Origin of the sequence: Ferrovum sp., assembly GCF_027317285.1 — a bacterium.
Lineage (GTDB): Bacteria > Pseudomonadota > Gammaproteobacteria > Burkholderiales > Ferrovaceae > Ferrovum.
The window spans coordinates 1-20,721 of the sequence record NZ_DAHVHV010000028.1 but is presented as its reverse complement, the minus strand read 5'-3'; the positions used below and the strand labels follow the sequence as shown (position 1 = coordinate 20,721).

Sequence of the window (20,721 nt, the reverse complement as noted above, 5' to 3'; positions counted from 1 at the left end):
TGACGCATAATCTCGGGTTTGGTGCCGTATACCCCGGCTCACGTACAGGAACGCTCATGAAAGCTGATATTCACCCCGCCTACAATGACCTCACCGTAACCTGCAGTTGCGGTAACTCTTTCGTCACCCGCTCCACGATGGGCAAGCCAGCTCTTTCCGTGGAAGTCTGCTCGGCCTGTCATCCCTTCTATACCGGGAAACAGAAAATCGTGGATACCGCCGGACGGGTCGAGAAATTCCGTCAAAAGTACGCCCGCAAGTAATCCATCCCCCCCAAACCTCGTCACTGAGACTTGGGGGTGGAACTGCAAAGGGATCGCTGTGGCTTCCGGATCGTTAATCGATAAAACCCTCAATTTCGACGGGACCGCCACACCCCTCAAGATCGTACTTTTTCTTCTTATCTGTCTCGCCTGGCTTCTTCCGGGCCTGACGGGGCATACCCCCTGGAAGTACGACGAAGCGGTCAGTCAGGGGATCATCCACGGCATGCTGCGCGGGGGATCCTGGTTATCTCCCACCCTGGCCGGTGAACCCTACCTCGCCCACCCTCCTCTGTACTATTGGCTGGGGGCGATTCTGGTCCGCTTCTCCTTCCAGCTCGTCCCTCCCCACGATGCCGCACGTCTGGCCAGTGGGGTGTTCATGGTGGGGACCTTTGCGGGGATTGCCCTGGCCGCCCGTCATCTCTACGGCCCCAGAACCCTTCGCCTGGCCATCCTGATCTTCATCGGAAGTGTGGGATTGGTCATCCGTGCCCATGAAATGAGCACGGATTTATCCTGGTTGACAGGCGTTTCATGGGTCGTGGCCGCTCTTCCCATGGGACGAACCCAAGCCGTCCGGGGGGGGTTGATGGGGGGGATCGGATTCGGCATGGCGTTTCTGTCCCAGGGCACATTGGCATTCCCCTTACTCTTTCCCCTGTTGATCCTGGCGCCCCTTCTGATCCGGGAATTTCGTCTGCCTCAGGCGAGACGTTTCGCGCTTTTCTGGGCCATGGGAGCCATCCCCTTTCTGGTCATCTGGCCCACCCTGCTGGCGCTCGACCATCCCGCCGCCTATCTTCTCTGGAAACCCCTGTTATTCGGCCCCTTCCTGCATCCTGGGACATGGTTGGTCGCCGATGCTTCTCCCCTTTACTATCTGGCCGTTTCCAGCTGGTTTGCCTGGCCAGCCGCCCCTTTGGCCCTGGGGGTGCTCTGGACCGGAGGGAGACGGATCTGGGAAAAACCTCAGACCCGTTTCCTGTTGTTGATGCTGGGACTCTGGCTCATCGTTCTGGGGGTCTGTACTTCTCCCCGTGAAGGCAATGCCCTCCCCCTCCTCATTCCCTTTACCTTGCTGGCAACAGGCGGACTGGACGGATTACGGCGAGGGGCCACCAGTGCACTGGACTGGTTCGGCATGCTGACTTTCGGGTTGCTGACCACCTTGCTGTGGCTGGGCTGGATTGCCCAGATGACGGGTTGGCCCGTGGGGATCGTACATTACCTCGACGCCCAACTGCCTGACTTCCATACCCACTTCCAGGCACTGCCCTTCGCTTTCTCCCTGTTTTTGACACTGCTCTGGGCCTTCACCATTTTTCATTCCCATCCTTCTCCCCGACGTGCCCTGATCAACTGGTCGGTGGGCATGACGGTTTCCTGGATGCTGGTCATGTCCCTCTGGTTACCCTATGTGGAAGCCTCACGCAGTTATGAAGGCGTCATGCTTTCGCTGGGAAAGGCATTGCCCCGTTCCCATGGCTGCATCATGAGCACAGGACTGGGCGAACCTCAGCGCGGTTTGCTGGACGATGCCCTCGATCTTCGCACCGAACGACGCGAACTGGATCCCGGTGTCCAGTGCTCCCTCTGGCTGGTTCAGTCCAATGGACAAAATGCCTTTCTGGTGCCCAAGGGTTGGCACTTGCGCTGGAGTGCAGAACGCCCTGGGGACCGAAATGAGCGATTCCTCCTCCTGACCCGCCCGACCCGATGAGGTACAGGCCCTTTTCTCCCGCCGTTCGAGCCCGGCGTCGGGAGACCTTGCCGCGTCCGGCATTGACTGGCGATCTGCCGGTGCTGGCGGCACGGGAAGAAATACTGTCCACACTATCCCGTCATCCCGTCACCATCATCTGTGGAGAAACCGGATCGGGGAAAACCACTCAAATCCCCCAACTCTGCCTGCTTCTCGAACGGGGAGTGGAGGGACTGATCGGATGTACTCAGCCGCGCCGTGTGGCGGCGCGCAGCGTGGCACAACGACTTGCCCAGGAACTGGGAACCCGGCTGGGTGAAGCCGTGGGCTACCAGGTCCGTTTCCACGATCAGGTATCGGACCGCTCCTTCATCAAAGTCATGACCGAGGGAATCCTGCTGGCCGAAATCGCCCACGACCCTGAATTGCGCCGCTATGACACCCTGATCCTCGATGAGGTGCATGAACGCAGCCTCAATATGGACTTCCTGATGGGCTATCTGAAAGGTCTGCTCCCTCGTCGCCCCGACCTCAAGGTGGTTCTGACCTCCGCCACGCTCGAGGCGGAACGATTGTCAGCCCACTTCGACCAAGCCCCGGTCATCGAGGTTTCGGGACGGACCTGGCCGGTGGAGATCCGCTGGCGCCCCATCGAGGCGCTCAGCGAAGAAGAAACCGACGACGACGAAGACCGGGACCTCCAGGCACTGCTGGATGCTGTGGACGAGTTGGGGGACCTGCATGCTCGCGGGGACATTCTGATCTTCCTGCCGGGAGAACGGGATATCCGGCAAGCCGCCGAAGCCCTGCGTAAGCATCATCCGCCTCACACCGAGATTTTACCGCTCTACGCCCGTCAATCGCAGGCCGAGCAGGATCGGGTGTTTCAAACCGGCGCGGGACGGCGCATCGTATTGGCCACCAATGTTGCCGAAACCTCCCTGACAGTGCCAGGCATCCACTTCGTCATCGACACGGGGTTGGCTCGCGTCAATCGCTACAGTCTGCGCACCAAGGTCACCCAGTTGCGCGTGGAAAAGATCTCACAGGCAGCGGCCCGCCAACGTGCCGGACGTTGTGGGCGAGTGGCGGCAGGAATCTGTATCCGACTGTATGACGAAGTGGACTTTTCCGCCCGTCCGCCCTTCACCACGCCTGAAATCCTCCGTACCTCTCTTGCCAGCGTCATCCTGCGCCTGGCGCATCTGGGTCTGGGCAGCCTGGATACGCTCCCCCTGCTGGACAGTCCCACCCCACGCGCCATCGAAGAAGGCTATCGGCTCCTGCATGAACTGGGTGCCATGGACGAGACCCGCGCACTCACCCGGTTAGGCTGTGAACTGGCGCCCCTCCCTCTTGATCCACGGTTGGGTCGCATGGTCCTCGCCGCTCGTGAACTGGATTGCCTGAGGGAAATCCTGGTCCTGGTGGCAGCCATGAGCGCGCAAGATCCACGCACGCGCCCCCCCGATGATCGTACCCGGGCCGATGCCCACCATGCCCAGTTCCTCCAGGCTGGTTCGGAATTCCTGGCCCTGCTCCAGATCTGGGACAAGATTCAGGAAGCCTTTCGACACCGCAAATCGGGACGCCAACTGGCGCACTTCTGCCAGCGCAATTACCTCTCCCCCGCACGGGTGCGTGAATGGCGCGAATTGCACGGTCAACTGGTGGGGTTGATGGCCGAACGACAATGGCTGCCGAACGACAGTCCCGCCCCACCGGAATCCATCCACCGCGCCCTACTCTGCGGGTTACTGGGCCAGATCGGCCAATGGGATCGGGAAGCACAGAATTATCTCGGCCCACGCGGCATTCGTTTCCGGATCCCTTCTGGCGTGCGGGGCAAGGAACGTCCACGCTGGGTCATGGCGGCCGAACTGGCAGAAACCGAAGGCATCCAGGCCCGCCTGCTGGCCTCCATCCAGCCGGAATGGGTCGAAGCCGCTGCCGGAACACTGGTTCAACGCAGTTATGGCGATCCTTACTGGGATCCTCAGGGCGAACAGACCAATGCTTACGAAAAGGTGACCCTCTATGGCCTGACCCTGGTGGCCCGCCGTCCCGTACGGTATGGTCCCATCGCTCCCCATGAGGCGCGGCGAGTCTTCATCCAGCATGGCCTCGTCGCAGGAGAATTGAAGCGACATCCTCCTTTTCTGGTCCACAACCTGGCCACCATGGCTGAAGTCCTGGCCTTGGAACATAAGGGACGGCGCCAGGGTGTCCTGATTCCCGAAGAGGATCTCTGCGCCTTTTATGAGGATCGCCTGCCCCTCGAAGTGTGGAGCGCCCAGCGCCTGCACCATTGGTTACGCGAACGAACCCCGGAGCACCCGGACCCCCTGCTCATGACCCGCGACTTCCTGATGCGCCATGCCGCCGGGGACATCACCGAAATCCAGTTTCCCGACCACTTTTCCTGGAGAGGCCGAGACTGGCCTCTGACCTACCGTTTCGAGCCCGGGCATCCCCTCGATGGAGTCACCTTGACCCTGCCCCTGCTTGCGCTGTCCCTGTTGGAAGATGCCCCGCTGGATTGGCTGGTCCCGGGACTGATCCGGGAAAAGATCGCATTCCTGCTCAAAAAACTGCCCGGAACCCTGCGTCGTACCCTGGTACCCCTGCCACCCACCGTCACAGCCTTTCTGGAACGTCATGGTCCCACTCGAGGCACGCTTCTTCTCCAATTGACGGATTTCGTCCGCCAGCGCAGCGGGCAGACGGTATCCGCCGAGGATTGGGCCACCCCGCCCGAACATCTGAAAATGCGCCTGGTCCTGACCGATGAAGCTGACCAGGAAATCGCCAGTGGCCGCGACCCCGACCTGCTGCGCGCTCAATGGAACAATCCGCTCCATCACGCCCTGAGTTCCCAGGAGGATCCGGACTGGGTACGAAAGGGGCTGACGCGTTGGGATTTCGAGGAACTTACCGACTCCCGGACATTGGCGCGCGCGGGTATCGTCCTCACGGTCTATCCGGGTTTGGTGGATCGGGGACAAACCGTGGACCTGGTGGCCTTCGATGATCAGGAAGAAGCGCTCGCCAGCACCCGAGCCGGAATCCGCCGATTGGCCCAATTGAGTCTGGCCCCGCTACGGCCCAAAGGAACAAATGCCTTGCCCGACCTCCTTCCCCTCCTGCCTGAATTCTCTCGTCTGGCCCAAAATGGGGACCCCGTCACCGCAGATACCCTCTTCGACCTCTTGCTTCAGCAGGTGTTGCGCCAATGGTTGCCGGACGAAGGGGTTCCGCCGCGCACACGCATCGATTTCCAGCATCGTCTCCAATCCCTCAAGGGAAACCTGAGTCAGTCCCTGAAGGCCCAGGTAGCCTTGTTCCAGGACATTTTCATGCGGCACCGCAATGTGGTCCAACGTCTGACCCAACTGTCACGCCAACCCGGCCTGGCAGGTCCCCTGAAGGAACTGGAGCATCGTCGTCAACGTCTGGTGAATCTCACCACGTTGCGCACCACGCCCCCCGCCAGACTGGCGCATTTTCCCCGCTACCTGCACGCCATGGAAATTCGTCTGGAAAAACTGCCCCGCGACCCCGCCGGAGACAGCCGCAAGAATACCGACCTGATGCGCCTGGAACGACGCTGGGCAGACACCCTTCAGCGGCGGGGTCCCAGTCCGGCATTGGAAGAGTTTCGCTGGCTGCTGGAAGAGTTGCATTGTTCACTCTTTGCCCAGTCGCTCAAAACGCCGTACCCCGTGTCCGTACCCCGCCTTGAAAAATTCTGGGAAAATCACGTAAAACCGGGATAATCCCCTTGCCTTTCAGGGGGTTTTTTTGTATCGTTGAACCGTCTCATTCACCCTCGGAATTCACCCATGTTATTATCCTCTTCTGCTTTGCGCTCTTGGGTCCTCACGGGGTTCATGGCCCTCCTCGTCACCCATGTTCCGTTGGCAGAAGCACAGGTTCACCACCACCTGCACCACCATCATCATGGGGCTCCCGTCGATCCAGACCCCAGACATATGGCACTCCTCTCGGTCACTGCCTTGGTCGTGGATGAACAGACCCAGAAAGTCGTTTACGCCAAAAATCCCGAACCCACCCATCCCATCGCCTCCATCACAAAATTGATGACGGCGCTGGTGGTCATTCAGAATCATCAGGATCTGGAAGAAACCTTGACCGTGACGCAGGAAGATGTGGACACGTTGCGTTACAGTCATTCCCACCTGCGCGTGGGTACCCGGGCGACCCGCCTCGATTTTCTGCGCATGGCCCTGGTCGCCTCTGAGAACCGCGCCGCTGCGGCGCTTGCCCGAAACTTTCCCGGGGGCACAACCGCCTTTGTTCAGCAGATGAACCTGCAAGCCCAGAAGTTGGGCATGAAGGATACTCATTTTGAAGATGCCAGCGGACTCAATGGCGCCAATGTCGCCACGGCTCAGGATCTGGCCGTGCTGGTGAGTACCGCCGTCAAAGTCCCCCTGATTCACGAGATCACCACCCGCTCCGAGATTCAGGTCCCCATCGGACGGGGAGGACGCTTGGTCACCTTGCACAATACCAATCCCCTGGTTGCCCAGGAAGGCTGGCAGATCGGTCTGTCCAAAACCGGTTTCATCAATGAAGCGGGACAATGTCTGGTCATGCAGGCCACCATCCACCAGCGTCCCACCATCATCGTCCTGCTCGATTCCCGCGGTCATCATGCCCGGTTTTCCGATGCCAATCGGGTACGGCGTTGGCTGGAAGTGCAGGACCAGACCACTTTGGGATTGTTATCGGCCAAACCCGCTCCAAAACCGGGCGTTGCCCTCTAACTCTCGTGCCTGCGGGGCGATGAATCGCCCCAGTCTCGGTTGACAAACCCTTTTTACCCGGATTGGGCCTCTTCTGCCTGCTGCAAGGCCCATAGTTCCGCATATCGCCCATTTCTGGCCAGTAACTCGGAATGCGTGCCCCGTTCCACGATGCGCCCCGCTTCCATGACCAGGATCTGATCGGCATCGACGATGGTGGACAACCGGTGTGCAATGACCAAGGTGGTGTGGTGGCGCGCCATGGAAGATAACTCTTCCTGGATTTCCCGCTCGAAGTGAGAGTCGAGGGCCGAAGTGGCCTCATCGAATACCAGAATACGTGGAGCCTTGAGCAGGGTACGGGCAATGGCGACGCGCTGCTTCTCCCCGCCGGACAACTTGAGTCCCCGTTCCCCCACCTGGGTTTCATAACCTTCTGGCAAACTTTCGATAAATGCATGGATATGGGCGGCCTGGGCACAACGCAGAACCTCCCCGCGGGTGGCGCCGGGCCGTCCATAGGCGATATTGGCATAGATCGTGTCGTTGAACAACACCGTATCCTGAGGCACGATACCGATCGCGGCACGCAAGGACTGTTGAGTGACCTGGCGGATGTCCTGACCATCGATCAGTATGCGCCCATGTTGCACGTCATAGAAACGGAACAGAAGGCGGGACAGCGTAGACTTTCCGGCCCCGCTCGACCCAACGACCGCCACTTTATGTCCGGCCGGGATCTCGAAATCCACCTGATGCAGAATGGCACGCCGTTCGTCATAGAAGAAATCCACCGCTTCGAAACGAACGACCCCGCCTTCAACCCTCAAGGGTCGGTCATCGGGGTCATCACGAATCTCCGTTTCCACCGTCAATAATCGAAACAGGCGATCCATGTCCGCCAGGGACTGCTTGATTTCACGATACACCACGCCCAGGAAGTTCAAGGGCATGTACAGTTGCAGCAGAAGTGCATTGATCAGGACCAGATCCCCCACGGTCAGGCGCCCAGCAGACACCCCTGCGGTTGCCCGCAACATCAGTGCCACTGCGCCCACTCCGATGATCAGACTCTGGATTCCATTGAGCAAAGCCAGAGAAGTCTGGCTTTTGACCGCTGCCTCTTCCCAGCGAGCCAGATTCTGATCGTAGCGTTGCGCTTCCCAGGCTTCATTTCCAAAATATTTGACCGTTTCATAGTTGATCAGGCTGTCGATGGCACAGGCATTGGCCCTGGAATCCAGTTCGTTCATGCGCCGCCGGAAATGGGTGCGCCATTCGGTGATCACCACCGTCAGCGCAATATAAATCCCCAATGTCGCCAAGGTAATCAGGGCAAACCAGATATCGTATTTCCAGGCCAGAATGCCCGCCACCAAGGCCATTTCCACCAGGGTGGGAAAAATGCTGAAAAGGGTGAACCGCAACAAACTCTCGATGCCGCACGTGCCCCGTTCAATATCGCGCGATAGTCCGCCGGTATGGCGTTCCAGGTGAAAGCTCAGATTCAGGGCATGCAGGTGCTGAAACACGGACAGGGCAATGCGCCGGATGGCACGCTGGGTCACCTTGGCAAAGACCCCATCCCGCAACTCGTTGAACAGGGTTGTCGAAAAGCGCAATGCCCCATAAGCCAGGACCAAAGCCACCGGCACCATCAGCGCGCCTTTTCCCGGTGCAAGACGATCAATGATCTCCTTGAGCAGCAAGGGAACACCCACATTGGCCACCTTGGCCAGCACCAGACAGGACAAAGCCAGGACAACCCTTCCCTTGAATGCCAGCAGGTAGGGCATCAACCCACGAATGACACGCCAGTCTCCTGCTGCAAACGCATGGGGCGCAGAAGCAGAAGAGGGAGTGGATGGTGAATGAGGTCTCATGGGGCACAAGGTTCCTGAACCCAGGAAGAGGTTAAATCGCCCATCATGCGCCGGGGTACCAGATTCCTGCGCGTGGCATCCGGTTGGGCCAATCCCAAAAATCGATCCTGGGCATAAACCCGGTAAAGCGATTCCTGCCAGAGAGGATTCCCGGCGACGATCTGCCCCTGACTCAGGGCCTGCCCCTGAACGGGAGAGAGATCGAGGCGCGGCAGTCCGGCCAGCAGACAGTCCACTGGCTGAAGACAGGCATCGCGCTCAGTTTGCGTCATCCCTTCCAGACCTTCCAGGGTCACCGCCCCATCCAGGTCAAAAGGACCGGTGGCCGTCCGCCGCAAACCACTCAGATAGGCACCACACCCCAGGGCAACACCAATATCCTGAGCCAGAACCCGGATGTAGGTGCCCTTGCTGACCCTGGTCTCAATGACCACCTGATCTTCCCGCCAGGAGAGAAGACGTATCTCATGAACATGGATGGCACGAGGAACACGTTCCACTTCCTGACCGGCACGCGCCAGTTGGTACAGAGTCTGTCCCTGGATCTTGAGCGCCGAATGCATGGGAGGTAACTGGAGTTGGGGGCCCAGAAATCCGGCGAGTGCGGCATTCAGTGTCGTTTCGTTCCCCGAATAGGGGAGCCCCGGACTCAATATGCCTTCTCCGTCCCCGGTACTGCTGGTCTGTCCCAGGGTCAGGGTAGCGTGATAAGTCTTTGGTGCATCGAGAATCCATCCCGAATACTTGGTAGCTTCTCCAAGACAGAGGGGGAGCAATCCTGTGGCATGGGGATCCAGAGTGCCGGTGTGCCCCGCCTTGAGCGCCCGAAAAAGACGACGCACACGCTGCAAGGCATGATTGCTCGACAATCCAAACGGTTTGTCGAGCAGGATGACCCCGGTAAGGGCACGCCGCTCCGGACGTTCAGGATTTTGGGAGGGCTTCATCGGCCGCCCGCGCGGCATCGATCAGATTGGTGAGAACAAAGGCCCGATCCGCCGAAGTATCTGCCACGAAATGCAACTGCGGCAGGGTGTGCAAGGTCAGGCGCCGCCCCAGATGATGGCGCAGAAATCCCGCCCCATCGCGCAATGCCTCCAGGGAGCGGGCCAATACCTCCTCCCCCTGAAGCGAACTGACATAGACCTTGGCGTGGGCATAATCTCCCGCCACCTCCACCGCTGTAATGGTGATCATGCCCACGCGTGGGTCCTTGAATTCACGCCGGAGCAAATCAGCCAATTCTTTCTGGATCTGATCAGCCACCCGTATCTGGCGCGGAAAATGTTTCATACCGGACTCACAGACTCCGAACGACTTCTACGATTTCAAAGACTTCCAACTTGTCCCCCACCCTCAGATCATTATAGTTACGCAGGGACAAGCCGCATTCAAAGCCTGTTTTGACCTCACGAACATCGTCCTTGAAGCGTTTGAGAGAGTCCAGTTCGCCCGTATGAACCACCACCTGATCCCGCAGCAGTCGAACCTGGGCGCCCCGCTTGACCACACCCTCCAGAACGTAGCAACCAGCCACAGCCCCCACCCGCGAGATACGGAACACTTCTCGAACGTCCACCAGTCCCAGGATATTTTCCTTGCGGTCGGGTGCCAACATGCCGGAGAGCGCGGCCTTGACTTCGTCCACCACGGTATAGATGATGTCGTAATACCGCACATCCACCCCCGCTGAAGCGATCAACTTGCGCGCCGTTGCATCCGCGCGGGTATTGAAGCCAATGATCACAGCCTTGGAAGCCAGAGCCAGATTGACGTCCGACTCGGTGATTCCGCCCACCGCCGCATGAACGATGTTGACCCGGACTTCCTCGTTGGACAACTTGAGCAGGGACTGGGAAAGTGCTTCGTAGGAACCCTGAACGTCAGATTTTACGATGAGGGACAAGGTTTTGACTTCTCCTTCCCCCATCTGATCGAACATGTTTTCTAGTTTCGCAGCCTGCTGCCGGGCCAGTTTCACATCGCGGAACTTGCCCTGACGAAACAGGGCGATTTCCCGCGCCTTACGTTCGTCATTCAGGACCATGACATCTTCACCGGCCACAGGAACTTCGGTCAATCCCTGAATTTCTACGGGAATCGAAGGTCCGGCACTCTCCACCGGCTGTCCCGCCTCGTTCAACATGGCCCGTACCCGCCCATAAGCCGCCCCGGCCAGAACCATGTCCCCACGCCGTAACTGACCGGATTGCACCAGAATCGTCGCTACGGGACCGCGCCCCTTATCGAGACGAGCTTCGATGACGATCCCTTTGGCAGGGGTATTGCGAGGAGCCTTCAGTTCCAGAACTTCAGCCTGAAGCAGTACGGATTCGAGCAATTCATCGATTCCCATGCCGGATTTGGCGGAAACGGCGACAAACTGTGCGTCACCGCCATACTCTTCAGGAAGCACCCCCTGGGTGACCAACTCATTCTTGATTCGGTCGAAATTTGCCTCGGGTTTGTCCATCTTGTTGACCGCCACGACCACTGGCACCTGCGCCGCCTTGGTATGGTGGATGGCCTCGATGGTCTGGGGCATGACTCCATCATCTGCTGCCACCACCAAAATCACGATGTCCGTAACCTTGGCACCCCGAGCCCTCATCGCTGTAAATGCCTCATGCCCCGGGGTATCCAGAAAAGTTACCATGCCGCGCGGTGTTTCCACATGATATGCCCCGATATGCTGGGTAATCCCTCCTGCTTCACCACTGGCCACACGGGTCCGACGAATGTAGTCGAGAAGCGAGGTTTTGCCATGGTCCACATGTCCCATAACGGTGACGACCGGAGCACGGGGTTCAAGGATCGCATCTACATGGACAGTCCCAGTTTCCGCAAGCAGTGCTTCCGGATCATCCAACTTGGCAGGTTTGGCCATGTGACCTAATTCCTGTACCACGATCATGGCCGTTTCCTGATCCAGTATCTGATTGATGGTCACCATCATGCCCATTTTCATCAGCGTCTTGATCACCTCGGCGGCCTTGACGGCCATTTTCTGCGCCAGTACCGCAACCGTGATGGTTTCGGGCACCAGAACCTCATGAATGATGGGCTCGGTAGGCGCCGAAAAAGCATGGGACTGGGAGGAATCTGCCTTATGTCCCTTGCCATGACGGCCATGAGGTTCACGCCAGCCCGTCCCTCCGGTTTCTCCGCGCGTCTTGAGTGCTCGACGTTTGGCGCCATCATCGGTCCAAGCCGTGGCCGGTTGTTTTTCTGTTTTCTTTGCAGGTTTACGCACACCGGCCGCATCCGTGGTGGCAGCCACTGCCACCGCAGGACGGTGAAGGGTCCCCGTTTTTTCAGAACGGGGCTCCGCCACCACTGGCTTGGCGCTGACCGCCAAAGCCGCCACTCGGGCAGCCTCGGCCTTTTCTTCGGCTTCCCTGCGGATCCGCGCCCGTTCCATTTTATCCAGTGCATCAGCCGCTTGCCTGGAACGTAATTCGGCCTGACGGCGCGCCTCCATTTCCCGAATGGCACGCTGTTCCTCATCGATGGGCGAAACACGGAGCGTCCGTTGCGACAGTGGAGACTCAGCGGGAGGCGGGGCAGAAACGGTTTCTTCTTCTGGAGAGACTTCCGAATCAGGAACGGTCATCACCGTATCCGAGCCTTGAATCGCTTCTTCCTCAACCTCGGGAACTGGAGGCAATGGCGCATCCACGCCCTGAACTTCAGGCGATTCGGTAACAACCTCTGCTTCATCATGCAAAGACACTTCCATCCCGACCTCAGATGCCTCTACCTCGCTTCCCATGACAGAAGGAACACTTTCAGAGACTTCCAGAACCTCTTCTGGCTGATTTTCTGTCACATCCCGTTTGATCAAGACGCGTTTTTTTCGAACTTCCACCTGTATGGTGCGTGCCTTACCGGTCGTATTGTCTGCCTTGCGAATTTCACTGGTCTGACGCCGGGTCAGGGTAATCCGTGTTTTTGGCTCTGAGCGGCCATGCTGCTCGCGCAGATGTTCCAGCAAAACAGCCTTGTCCCGTTCGGTCAGCGTATCCTGAGCCGTCTTTTGAATACCCGCCGCTTGTAATTGATCGAGCAACGCCGAGGACGTCATTTTTAATTCTGTAGCCAAATCCGTCACGGTGGAGTGCGTCATGGTTGATGTCTCCTGATTACTCAAACAGCGGAGCGCGCGCCGCCATGATCAGGGCACTGGCGCGTTCTTGCGTCAGTCCCGTCAATTCTTCCAGTTCATCCACCGCCAGATCTGCCAGATCCTGCACCGTATGAATTCCCTTTGAAGCCAATAGAACCGCAGTTTCTGGATCCATTCCCGCCATATGTCTCAAATCTTCCACTGCATGTTCAACCTTTTCTTCCGTGGCGATTGCTTCCGTCAGCAAAGCATTGCGCGCCCGACTCCGCAACTCATTCACCGTATCTTCGTCGAAGGCCGCAATCGACAGCATCTCCAGTTTGGGCACGTAAGCAACCTCTTCCAGACTGGAAAACCCCTCTTGAATCAGGATGTCCGCCACCTCTTCGTCCACATCCAGGCGCGTCACAAACAAATTGCGCAAGCGCAGTGTTTCCACCTCGTCCTTTTCCTGGGCCTGATCTTCGGTCATGATATTGAGCGACCAACCGGTCAACTCCGAGGCCAGGCGAACATTTTGTCCATTCCGGCCAATCGCCTGCGCCAGATGATCTTCGTCCACCACCACGTCCATGCTGTGGGATTCTTCATCCACGCGAATGGAATTGACCTCTGCAGGTGCCAGCGCATTGATCACAAACTGAGCGGGGTCTTCCGACCATAGAATGATGTCGACTCGTTCCCCACCCAATTCCGAAATCACGGCTTGTACCCGTGATCCCCGCATTCCGACACAGGTTCCGATGGGGTCGATACGCCGATCTTTGGAATGAACGGCAATCTTGGCGCGAACGCCGGGGTCACGGGCCGCTGCCTTGATCTCCAACAAGCCTTCCTCGATTTCCGGCACTTCCAGTTCAAACAATTTGATCAGGAATTCCGGGACCACACGCGATAAAATCACCTGAGGCCCCCGTCCACCACGCTCGACCCGGAGCAAGTAGGCGCGAACCCGATCGCCAATACGCAAATTTTCGCGCTGAATCAACTGATCACGTGGCAGCAGGGCTTCGACCCGACCGGATTCCACGATATAATTCCCGCGTTCCTGGCGCTTGACCAGACCGCTGACCAGATTGTCCTGTCGTTGCAGGAAATCCGCCAGAATCTGTTCTCGTTCCGCATCCCGGATTTTCTGAAAAATCACCTGCTTGGCAGCCTGTGCCCCAATACGTCCAAACTCGATGGGCTCCAGGGGAGTCTCGATGATCTCCCCGGCTTGGGCGTCTGGATTGTTTACGCGTACCTGGGACAGGGGCAATTCCTGGAATTCGGACAGCCATTCCTGATCCTCCACGACACGCCAGCGCCGATAGGACTGGAAATCGCCGGTATGACGATCGATGCTGACCCGCACATCGATGTCTTCCTCCCCATGCTTCTTACGGGTGGCCGATGCCAGAGCCTGTTCCAGTGCCACAAACACGATCTCGGGCGAAACGTTTTTCTCCCGCGCCAGCGCATCGACCAACAACAGTACTTCCTTGCTCATTCTGTTCTCTCCACTCACAATTCCGGCACGAGACGGGCACGTTCGATATCTTCGCGCGCCATATCCAATAATCCCGCCGAGGTTGCCAAAGTAAGGGTCTGTTCAGTCACTGCTTCAAGACGCCCCAAAAAATTTCTCTGACCTGCATGAGGAATGCGCAGTTTGACTTTGACCTCGCGCCCTAAAAACCGTTCGAAATCGGCGGTCTTATTCAACGGTCGGTCCAAACCGGGTGAGGATACTTCGAGCCGTTCATAGGGCACTTCTTCCACACCGAACAAGCGGGTCAACTGATGACTGACCGTAGCGCAATCCTCCACACCGATCCCATTGGGATGATCGATGAAAACACGTAACAACCCCCGGCCTGCGCGTTCGAGTTCCACGAACTCATAGCCCAGTCCCGTCACTGTTTTATCCACCAATCCCACGAGATCCATATTCGCCTGGTAACCTATTCCCTGAAATCACACAAATAAAAAAAGGGCCCGAGGCCCACTGCAGAGACACCACACTACTCAATCCTGGAGATTATAAAGGATTTTTTATCCACTTGTCCAGAAATTCGACCCCCCAGCGCACCCCGAAGCCCGTCACTTCCGTCGCCACGGCACCCAACCCCTCGGGGTGGAGCGAAGCGGAGAGATCCATATGAACCCAGGGCAACTGTGCCGTGAAACGGGACAGGAAACGGGCAGCCAGAATGTGGTCGGCTTCACCCTCCAAGGTACACTGCTTGATGTCCGCCACTGAACTTTCCAATGCCTCATCGTAGTCTTCATCCTGAGGAAATACCCACACACGCTCACCGCTGCTCTTTCCGGCCTCTTCCGCCAGGCGGGCAAGCACCGCCGACGTGGTGAACAACCCGCTGTACCGGCTTCCCAATGCGGTATGCATACTCCCGGTCAAAGTGGCAAAGTCCACGATCAGGTCGGGTTTCTGTCGTGCCGCCAGCGTCAGTGTGTCAGCCAAAACCATCCGCCCTTCTGCATCGGTATGAACGACTTCCAGGGTAGTTCCCTCCAGCGTCGTCACGATTTCATTCTGACGATAAGCCCGAGGACCCACTGAGTTCTGGGCAATCGCCAACCAGGCATCCACGACCAGCGGCAACTGGAGTCGGGCGATGGCCTGCATGAGCCCCAGAACCACGGCGGAACCATTCATATCTCCATGCATGCCCTGCATGTAGCGTGCCGGTTTGAGATTGAGGCCGCCGGTATCGAAACAGATCCCCTTTCCCACCAGAGCCACTCGATGGGCGGCCCGGGGATGAGACCAGGTCAAATGGACAATCGCCGCATCAGCTTCTGCACTGCCTTGTGCCACCGCCAGAAATGCCCCTGCCCCCAGAGTCTGCAAACGTTCCACCCCATATTCTTCCCAATCCCAACGCTCTTCCCGTGCCCACTGTCGAAGGAATTCGCGATAGTTTGCCGGTGTCAGCCGATTCGGGGGCAGCACCGTCAAGGCTCGCGTCAAGGTATTGGCGAGCGCCAGGGAAACCGGACGCGCAGAAAGGTCGGGAGGGGGGGGTGAACCCAGCAGAAACCACGCCTTTACCCCACACCAGGCGGCACGTTGGGCACTCGGCAAGGATCGCCCATTGAGCGTCAGTGTGTAGAGAATCTCTTCCTGCTCGGAAGAGGATTCCTGCCCGCTGAACCAGACCGCCAGATGCGTGGGTTTCTCTTCGAGCAAAGGCTGGAGGGCTTGCCGCAGCCGGGTATGTCGTTCAAAGTTCCGGGACGCACCCGTCAGCCAGACCCAGGAAACGAGAACGCCGTCCGGCAGCATGGCCACATGGGGGTCGAATCCCTTCTTCTTTTTTTGAGACGCGCAAACTTCCGACTGGGCCCGTCGTTGGCGCAGCGCATTCAGAGTCTCCTGACCCGGACCTGTGCCCCCGTCCTCAGGCGCCGCAGGTAACACGACCAGAACGTGAAACATGCCCTGTCTCACCCACTCCGCCGGGGTCCATTCCGCCACCATGAAATGAGGGATTTCGGTCAATCCGTTCAATTCAGGAAATACGGGAAGACCAGCGGGCGAGGGGACGTGAGACACGGACATGGAAGGCAACCACAAGGATTCGAACGATTGCCAATGGTATCATGGGCACCTCCATGACAAGGGGTTTCATCGTGCAGTCCTATCTCGACCTCATTCGTACAGTCCTGACCCAGGGAACCTGGCAGTCCAACCGTACGGGCATCCGCACCTTGAGTTTGCCGGGGGCCATGCTGCGTTTTGACCTGGCTCGGGAATTCCCTGCCCTGACCACCCGCAAACTGGCCTTCCGTTCGGCCATGGGAGAATTGGTAGGTTTTTTGCGTGGTTACCGCAATGCAGCAAACTTTCGTGCTCTGGGATGTCGGGTATGGGACCAGAATGCCAATGACAATGCCGCCTGGCTCAATAACCCCTTCCGCCAGGGGATCGATGACCTGGGTCCGCTTTACGGCGTTCAATGGCGCGCCTGGCCGGCATACAAGGAAATCGACCTGACCCATCCACAACATGCGGCTCAAACTCAACGTGCCCTGGCCCAGGGCTTCCAGCCCCTTTGTACCCTACCCGACCCTGCAGGTCATCCCCGCCTCCTGCTTTACAAGGCCATCGATCAACTGCGCACCTGTCTCGATACGCTCATGTCCGATCCAACCAGCCGTCGTATCCTGTTCCATGGCTGGAACTGGGCGCAACTGGACGAAATGGCGCTCCCACCCTGCCACCTGCTTTATCAGTTTCTGGCCAACCCCGAAACCCGGGAGCTCTCCCTTTGTCTGTATATCCGCAGCAACGATCTGGGGCTGGGGGCTCCCTTCAACCTGGCCGAGGGCGCAGCCCTGCTGACCCTGATGGGTCATCTGAGCGGATATCGCCCACGCTGGTTCACCTATTTCATCGGGGACGCACACATTTATGAAAATCACCTGCCCATGCTGGAAACCCAACTGAAACGAGCGCCCTACCCCGCTCCCCGTCTGTCCCTTTCCCCCCGCATTCCTGCCTATGCCGAAACGGGACAGTACGCGCCCGAATGGCTGGAGCAGATTCAACCCGAAGATTTCATCCTGGAAGCCTACCAGCATCACCCTTCCCTGACAGCACCCATGGCCATCTGATCCAAACCTCGTGAATCACCTGTTCCGGTGATGGTCAGAAAGTCATCGAGCCAGTATGCTCTCCCGCACTCGACCGAATTTTCCCTCTCTGGACCTCCGCCATGATCCCGCCCACCCAACGCAACTCCGTCCTGATCGTCGAGGACGAGCCCATCACTCGAGAGCGCTTGGTTGAGGCCATCAGCGCGCATCCGCTCCTTCAGGTCATTGCAGCCACTGGATCACTGCGCGCAGGACAGGAAGCCTTTCTTGCACATCCTCCGCGTGTCGCACTGATCGACCTGGGACTTCCCGATGGTTCGGGACTCGACCTGATTCGTCAGATCCACAACAGCCAGAGTCCGACGGAGTCTCTGGTCCTGACTGTTTTCGGTGATGAACAGCACGTGGTGAATGCCCTCAAGGCGGGTGCGCGTGGCTATCTTCTCAAGGACAGTTCCTTCACGACCATTGCCGACAATCTGCTGATGCTGATCGACGGGGGAAGTCCCATCAACCCCAAGGTCGCCCGTTTCCTTCTCAGTCAATTCGGGGAATGGGAAAAATCCACCCCCACGACTCCTCAGGTGGCCCTGACAGAACGGGAAAAGGATATCCTCAATCTGATCACCAAGGGATATAAACGCAACGAGATCGCTTCCTTGCTCAACATCAGCAACAATACCGTTGGCACGCATATCCGCCGGATTTATGAAAAACTTTCCGTACATTCGAATATTGAAGCTACCCAGGAAGCTGTTCAACTGGGCCTCATCAAAAACAGGAGGTAATCCGGTCCCGACCAAGATGGCCAGAAATCCATTCGCAAGCCTCTTTTTCTGGATGCCCTTTGTGGGTCTCCTCTTCATGGGTCTGCTGCTGTCTGATGCCAACGCAGAGGTGGAACGGCTAGACCATGGGGAGTTTGTCTTCGATCAGAGCCAGACCACACCCCCTACCCTGCCACAGTCCCGCTGGACTCCCGTCCAACTGCCAGATAACTGGGATCTGAGTCACCCCTTCAAAGGGGGCTTCGGCTGGTATCGTTTTTCTTTCACGCTCGACCGTTCTCCCAATGACCTTTGGGCCATCTATCTCCCACGCCTGAGCGTCAATGCCAAAATATTCATCAATGGCCAACTGGTCGGCTCCGGAGGACGCTTCACCGAACCCGTCAGCCATAACAGTTACCGCCCTTCATTCTTCAGTTTTCCAGGCCCGCTCCTCCACGCCGGGGAGAACCAGATCGTATTGAATCTCCTCGGCTATGCCCAGGAAGAATCCGGTCTGAGCCCCTTCCAGATAGGTCCCGACGCCACATTGAGGCCCGCCTACAACGCCCGGTATTTCCGCGAGGTCATCGTCCCCACCATCTCTTTCACCCTGCTTTTGCTGCTCTCCTTCATCTTGTTCATCATCTGGTTGAGACGGCGCCAGGAAACCCTCTACCTCATGTTCTCACTGTGCGGCGGATTCAGCGCCCTCTACACCGCCATTTTCTTCATTCAGGAAGTCCCCTGGCTCACGCACCATCAATGGTTATGGCTGGTACTGACCGCCATCATGTGTTACATCTATTGCCTCCTGCTTCTGATCCACCGCTTCGTCAAGGTTCAGCGCCCTACCCTCGAAAAGTTTTTTCTGATCTATACGACCGTGGGCCCATTTCTGATCTTGCTGTTCCCCTCGCCCTATCTGTTTCGCGGGTTCGGCCTGCTGGGCCTGGGGTACAGCGCGATTTCCCTGTATATTCTGTTCACCATTTACCAATTTCGCCACCAATGTCTGCCCAGCGAAACCTGGCTCCTGTTCTTTTCCATCCTGTTTTCCGCCCTGACGGGGTACCATGACCTGGCCTATCTTCTCCACGCCCGGCGCGAGATTCCGGTTTTCATCTTTTATTGGGGCTCCACCGTTCTGGGAATTGCCATCGCCTTCCTCCTGCTCCTGCGCTTTGACCGTTCCCTGGTTTTATTCGAAACCCTGAATCGCGACTTGAATTCCATGGTGGCAGAAAAGAGCCGAACCCTGGCGCAAAGTTACCAGGAACGCCAGACCCTGGAAATGCGCCAGGCCGTATTTGGAGAAAGGGAGCGCATCATGCGCGACCTGCACGACGGACTAGGGGGTTATCTGGTGAGTGCCCTGGTCCAGGCCGAACGGCAGCCGCCCCAATTACTACTCCTTCAACAGACGTTGCGCTCTGCCCTGGAAGATTTGCGCCTCATGATTGATTCTCTGGATGGAGATCCTACGGATCTTGCAACCCAGATGGGAAGTCTGCGCGAGCGTCTGGAATCCCTCATGGAATCCAGTCGAGCCATTTTGCACTGGCAGGTAGAGGATTCACCCAGGTTGCCTTTTCCCAGCACCTCCAACACGCTGCAATTGATGCGCATGGTCCAGGAAATCTTCACGAATATTGCCAAACACAGTCACGCCCGTCATGTATTTTTCAGTGTCGGCGCCCACCATCTGGAAGTCCGCGACGATGGACAGGGCTTTGATATGGCAACCACGCGTTCAGGACGGGGATTACCGCACCTCTACCGCCGCGCCCAACAATTGGGCATTACCCTGACCATCACCTCCTCTTCCTCGGGAACCACCCTCCACCTCACCTGGTAACGCCAGATCTCCCCCCGCGTTCAGAATCTTTCAGTTATCTATTGATAATGATTCTTATTTGCTATATGATAATGAATATCATTTGCAAATCATGAATGGCATGTCCAGAGCCGTTCACGTTAGTGACAGGAATACGCGCCATGCACAAGAAATTTCGTCTGAAGCCGCTCATCTCAGGACTGTTTCACGCCTCCATGCTGACGGCCTTGCCGGGAACCCTGTGGGCCTATGATCTGGGCTCGGTGTCGAGCGGCGCGGGCAACAGCAACGAAGCCATCCCGCCCGCCGAATCGGCGCCGGCCAATGCCCCCACCCAGGGCTCCCTGAGCGCCACCGAACCTCAGTCCGTCATCAACCGAAACTACATCAACAACACCCAGACCGGTGCCTCCAGTTACGTGGACAATGCCGCCGTCGCACCCGGAGTCTGGGCCATCAGTCCCAACGGACCGGGGGGAAACGAAAACCCGTCCTTAACCATGCGTTCCTTCGTCGACGGGCAATACAATGTCACCTTCGATGGAATCCCCTTCGTCGACGGCGCCAACTTCTCGCATCATGTCAACAGTTATTTCCTGGCTCAGGATACGGGCGAAGTCACCGTGGACCGGGGGCCGGGACGGGCCAGTACGGTGGGGGATGCGACCTATGGAGGGACCATTGCCGTTCGTTCCAACGACCCGATGGGGGACCCGACCGCGACGGTGCGCAGCCAGATCGGCAGTTTCAATTCCCGTCTGGTGGG

Annotated in this window: 15 protein-coding genes; 8 read left to right on the top strand and 7 right to left on the bottom strand. The window is 58.0% G+C overall.

The window, feature by feature from the left end; all coding sequences use genetic code 11:
* Window positions 1-56 precede the first annotated feature (56 nt).
* The 4 genes from rpmE (at window position 57) to M6F29_RS07375 (ending at window position 6,758) form a co-directional block, all read left to right on the top strand.
* Complete coding sequence (gene rpmE, locus M6F29_RS07390; RefSeq protein WP_297453853.1) at window positions 57-263, top strand: 50S ribosomal protein L31; 207 nt, start codon at window positions 57-59, stop codon at window positions 261-263.
* A gap of 58 nt (window positions 264-321) precedes the next feature.
* Window positions 322-1,986 (top strand): ArnT family glycosyltransferase, encoded by a 1,665-nt coding sequence (locus M6F29_RS07385; protein WP_298158287.1) that lies wholly within the window; start codon window positions 322-324, stop codon window positions 1,984-1,986.
* Window positions 1,983-5,744 (top strand): ATP-dependent RNA helicase HrpA, encoded by a 3,762-nt coding sequence (gene hrpA, locus M6F29_RS07380; RefSeq protein WP_298158285.1) that lies wholly within the window; start codon window positions 1,983-1,985, stop codon window positions 5,742-5,744. The genes M6F29_RS07385 and hrpA overlap by 4 nt, the downstream gene beginning before the upstream one ends.
* 114 nt (window positions 5,745-5,858) lie before the next feature.
* A complete protein-coding gene (locus M6F29_RS07375) occupies window positions 5,859-6,758 on the top strand; it encodes a serine hydrolase (protein ID WP_298158283.1) in 900 nt (299 codons plus the stop codon).
* A 53-nt stretch (window positions 6,759-6,811) separates the two neighbouring features.
* On the opposite strand, the gene M6F29_RS07370 is transcribed toward M6F29_RS07375, so the two are convergent.
* From M6F29_RS07370 to M6F29_RS07340, 7 genes are all read right to left on the bottom strand, one after another.
* Window positions 6,812-8,620 carry an ABCB family ABC transporter ATP-binding protein/permease gene (locus M6F29_RS07370; RefSeq protein ID WP_298158282.1) on the bottom strand — a complete coding sequence of 603 codons (1,809 nt, stop codon included), beginning with the start codon at window positions 8,618-8,620 and terminating at the stop codon, window positions 6,812-6,814.
* Window positions 8,617-9,567 carry a tRNA pseudouridine(55) synthase TruB gene (truB, locus tag M6F29_RS07365; protein WP_298158280.1) on the bottom strand — a complete coding sequence of 317 codons (951 nt, stop codon included), beginning with the start codon at window positions 9,565-9,567 and terminating at the stop codon, window positions 8,617-8,619. Before truB ends, M6F29_RS07370 begins: the two co-directional genes overlap by 4 nt.
* Window positions 9,545-9,913, bottom strand: a complete 369-nt coding sequence (gene rbfA, locus M6F29_RS07360; RefSeq protein WP_297456483.1) for a 30S ribosome-binding factor RbfA — start codon at window positions 9,911-9,913, stop codon at window positions 9,545-9,547. Before rbfA ends, truB begins: the two co-directional genes overlap by 23 nt.
* A gap of 7 nt (window positions 9,914-9,920) precedes the next feature.
* Complete coding sequence (infB, locus tag M6F29_RS07355) at window positions 9,921-12,746, bottom strand: translation initiation factor IF-2 (protein WP_298158277.1); 2,826 nt, start codon at window positions 12,744-12,746, stop codon at window positions 9,921-9,923.
* 16 nt (window positions 12,747-12,762) lie between these two features.
* Window positions 12,763-14,238: a transcription termination factor NusA gene (nusA, locus tag M6F29_RS07350; protein ID WP_298158275.1), complete on the bottom strand. Its 1,476-nt coding sequence runs from the start codon at window positions 14,236-14,238 to the stop codon at window positions 12,763-12,765.
* Between the two features lie 14 nt (window positions 14,239-14,252).
* Complete coding sequence (gene rimP / locus M6F29_RS07345; RefSeq protein ID WP_297479866.1) at window positions 14,253-14,678, bottom strand: ribosome maturation factor RimP; 426 nt, start codon at window positions 14,676-14,678, stop codon at window positions 14,253-14,255.
* A gap of 91 nt (window positions 14,679-14,769) precedes the next feature.
* Entirely contained in the window at window positions 14,770-16,314 is a 1,545-nt protein-coding gene (locus M6F29_RS07340; RefSeq protein WP_298158272.1) for a M17 family metallopeptidase, read from the bottom strand.
* Between the two features lie 71 nt (window positions 16,315-16,385).
* Here M6F29_RS07340 and thyA point away from each other — a divergent pair, with 71 nt between their 5' ends.
* The 4 genes from thyA to M6F29_RS07320 all read left to right on the top strand — a co-directional run.
* Window positions 16,386-17,369, top strand: coding sequence for a thymidylate synthase (thyA, locus tag M6F29_RS07335; RefSeq protein ID WP_366525960.1), 984 nt, complete (start codon window positions 16,386-16,388; stop codon window positions 17,367-17,369).
* A gap of 101 nt (window positions 17,370-17,470) precedes the next feature.
* Window positions 17,471-18,139: a response regulator gene (locus M6F29_RS07330; protein WP_297479875.1), complete on the top strand. Its 669-nt coding sequence runs from the start codon at window positions 17,471-17,473 to the stop codon at window positions 18,137-18,139.
* Between the two features lie 61 nt (window positions 18,140-18,200).
* Window positions 18,201-19,976 carry a sensor histidine kinase gene (locus M6F29_RS07325; RefSeq protein ID WP_298158268.1) on the top strand — a complete coding sequence of 592 codons (1,776 nt, stop codon included), beginning with the start codon at window positions 18,201-18,203 and terminating at the stop codon, window positions 19,974-19,976.
* A 140-nt stretch (window positions 19,977-20,116) separates the two neighbouring features.
* A partial coding sequence (locus tag M6F29_RS07320; protein WP_298158267.1) for a TonB-dependent receptor plug domain-containing protein occupies window positions 20,117-20,721 on the top strand: 605 nt, incomplete at its 3' end.

Bases quoted from the DNA above. Each gene is read 5' to 3' on its own strand.
- rpmE (WP_297453853.1), top strand. From the start codon at position 57: ATGAAAGCTGATATTCACCCCGCCTACAATGACCTCACCGTAACCTGC.
- hrpA (WP_298158285.1), top strand. From the start codon at position 1,983: ATGAGGTACAGGCCCTTTTCTCCCGCCGTTCGAGCCCGGCGTCGGGAG.
- M6F29_RS07375 (WP_298158283.1), top strand. From the start codon at position 5,859: ATGGCCCTCCTCGTCACCCATGTTCCGTTGGCAGAAGCACAGGTTCAC.
- M6F29_RS07370 (WP_298158282.1), bottom strand. From the start codon at position 8,620: ATGAGACCTCATTCACCATCCACTCCCTCTTCTGCTTCTGCGCCCCAT.
- truB (WP_298158280.1), bottom strand. From the start codon at position 9,567: ATGAAGCCCTCCCAAAATCCTGAACGTCCGGAGCGGCGTGCCCTTACC.
- rbfA (WP_297456483.1), bottom strand. From the start codon at position 9,913: ATGAAACATTTTCCGCGCCAGATACGGGTGGCTGATCAGATCCAGAAA.
- infB (WP_298158277.1), bottom strand. From the start codon at position 12,746: ATGACGCACTCCACCGTGACGGATTTGGCTACAGAATTAAAAATGACG.
- nusA (WP_298158275.1), bottom strand. From the start codon at position 14,238: ATGAGCAAGGAAGTACTGTTGTTGGTCGATGCGCTGGCGCGGGAGAAA.
- rimP (WP_297479866.1), bottom strand. From the start codon at position 14,678: ATGGATCTCGTGGGATTGGTGGATAAAACAGTGACGGGACTGGGCTAT.
- M6F29_RS07340 (WP_298158272.1), bottom strand. From the start codon at position 16,314: ATGTCCGTGTCTCACGTCCCCTCGCCCGCTGGTCTTCCCGTATTTCCT.
- M6F29_RS07330 (WP_297479875.1), top strand. From the start codon at position 17,471: ATGATCCCGCCCACCCAACGCAACTCCGTCCTGATCGTCGAGGACGAG.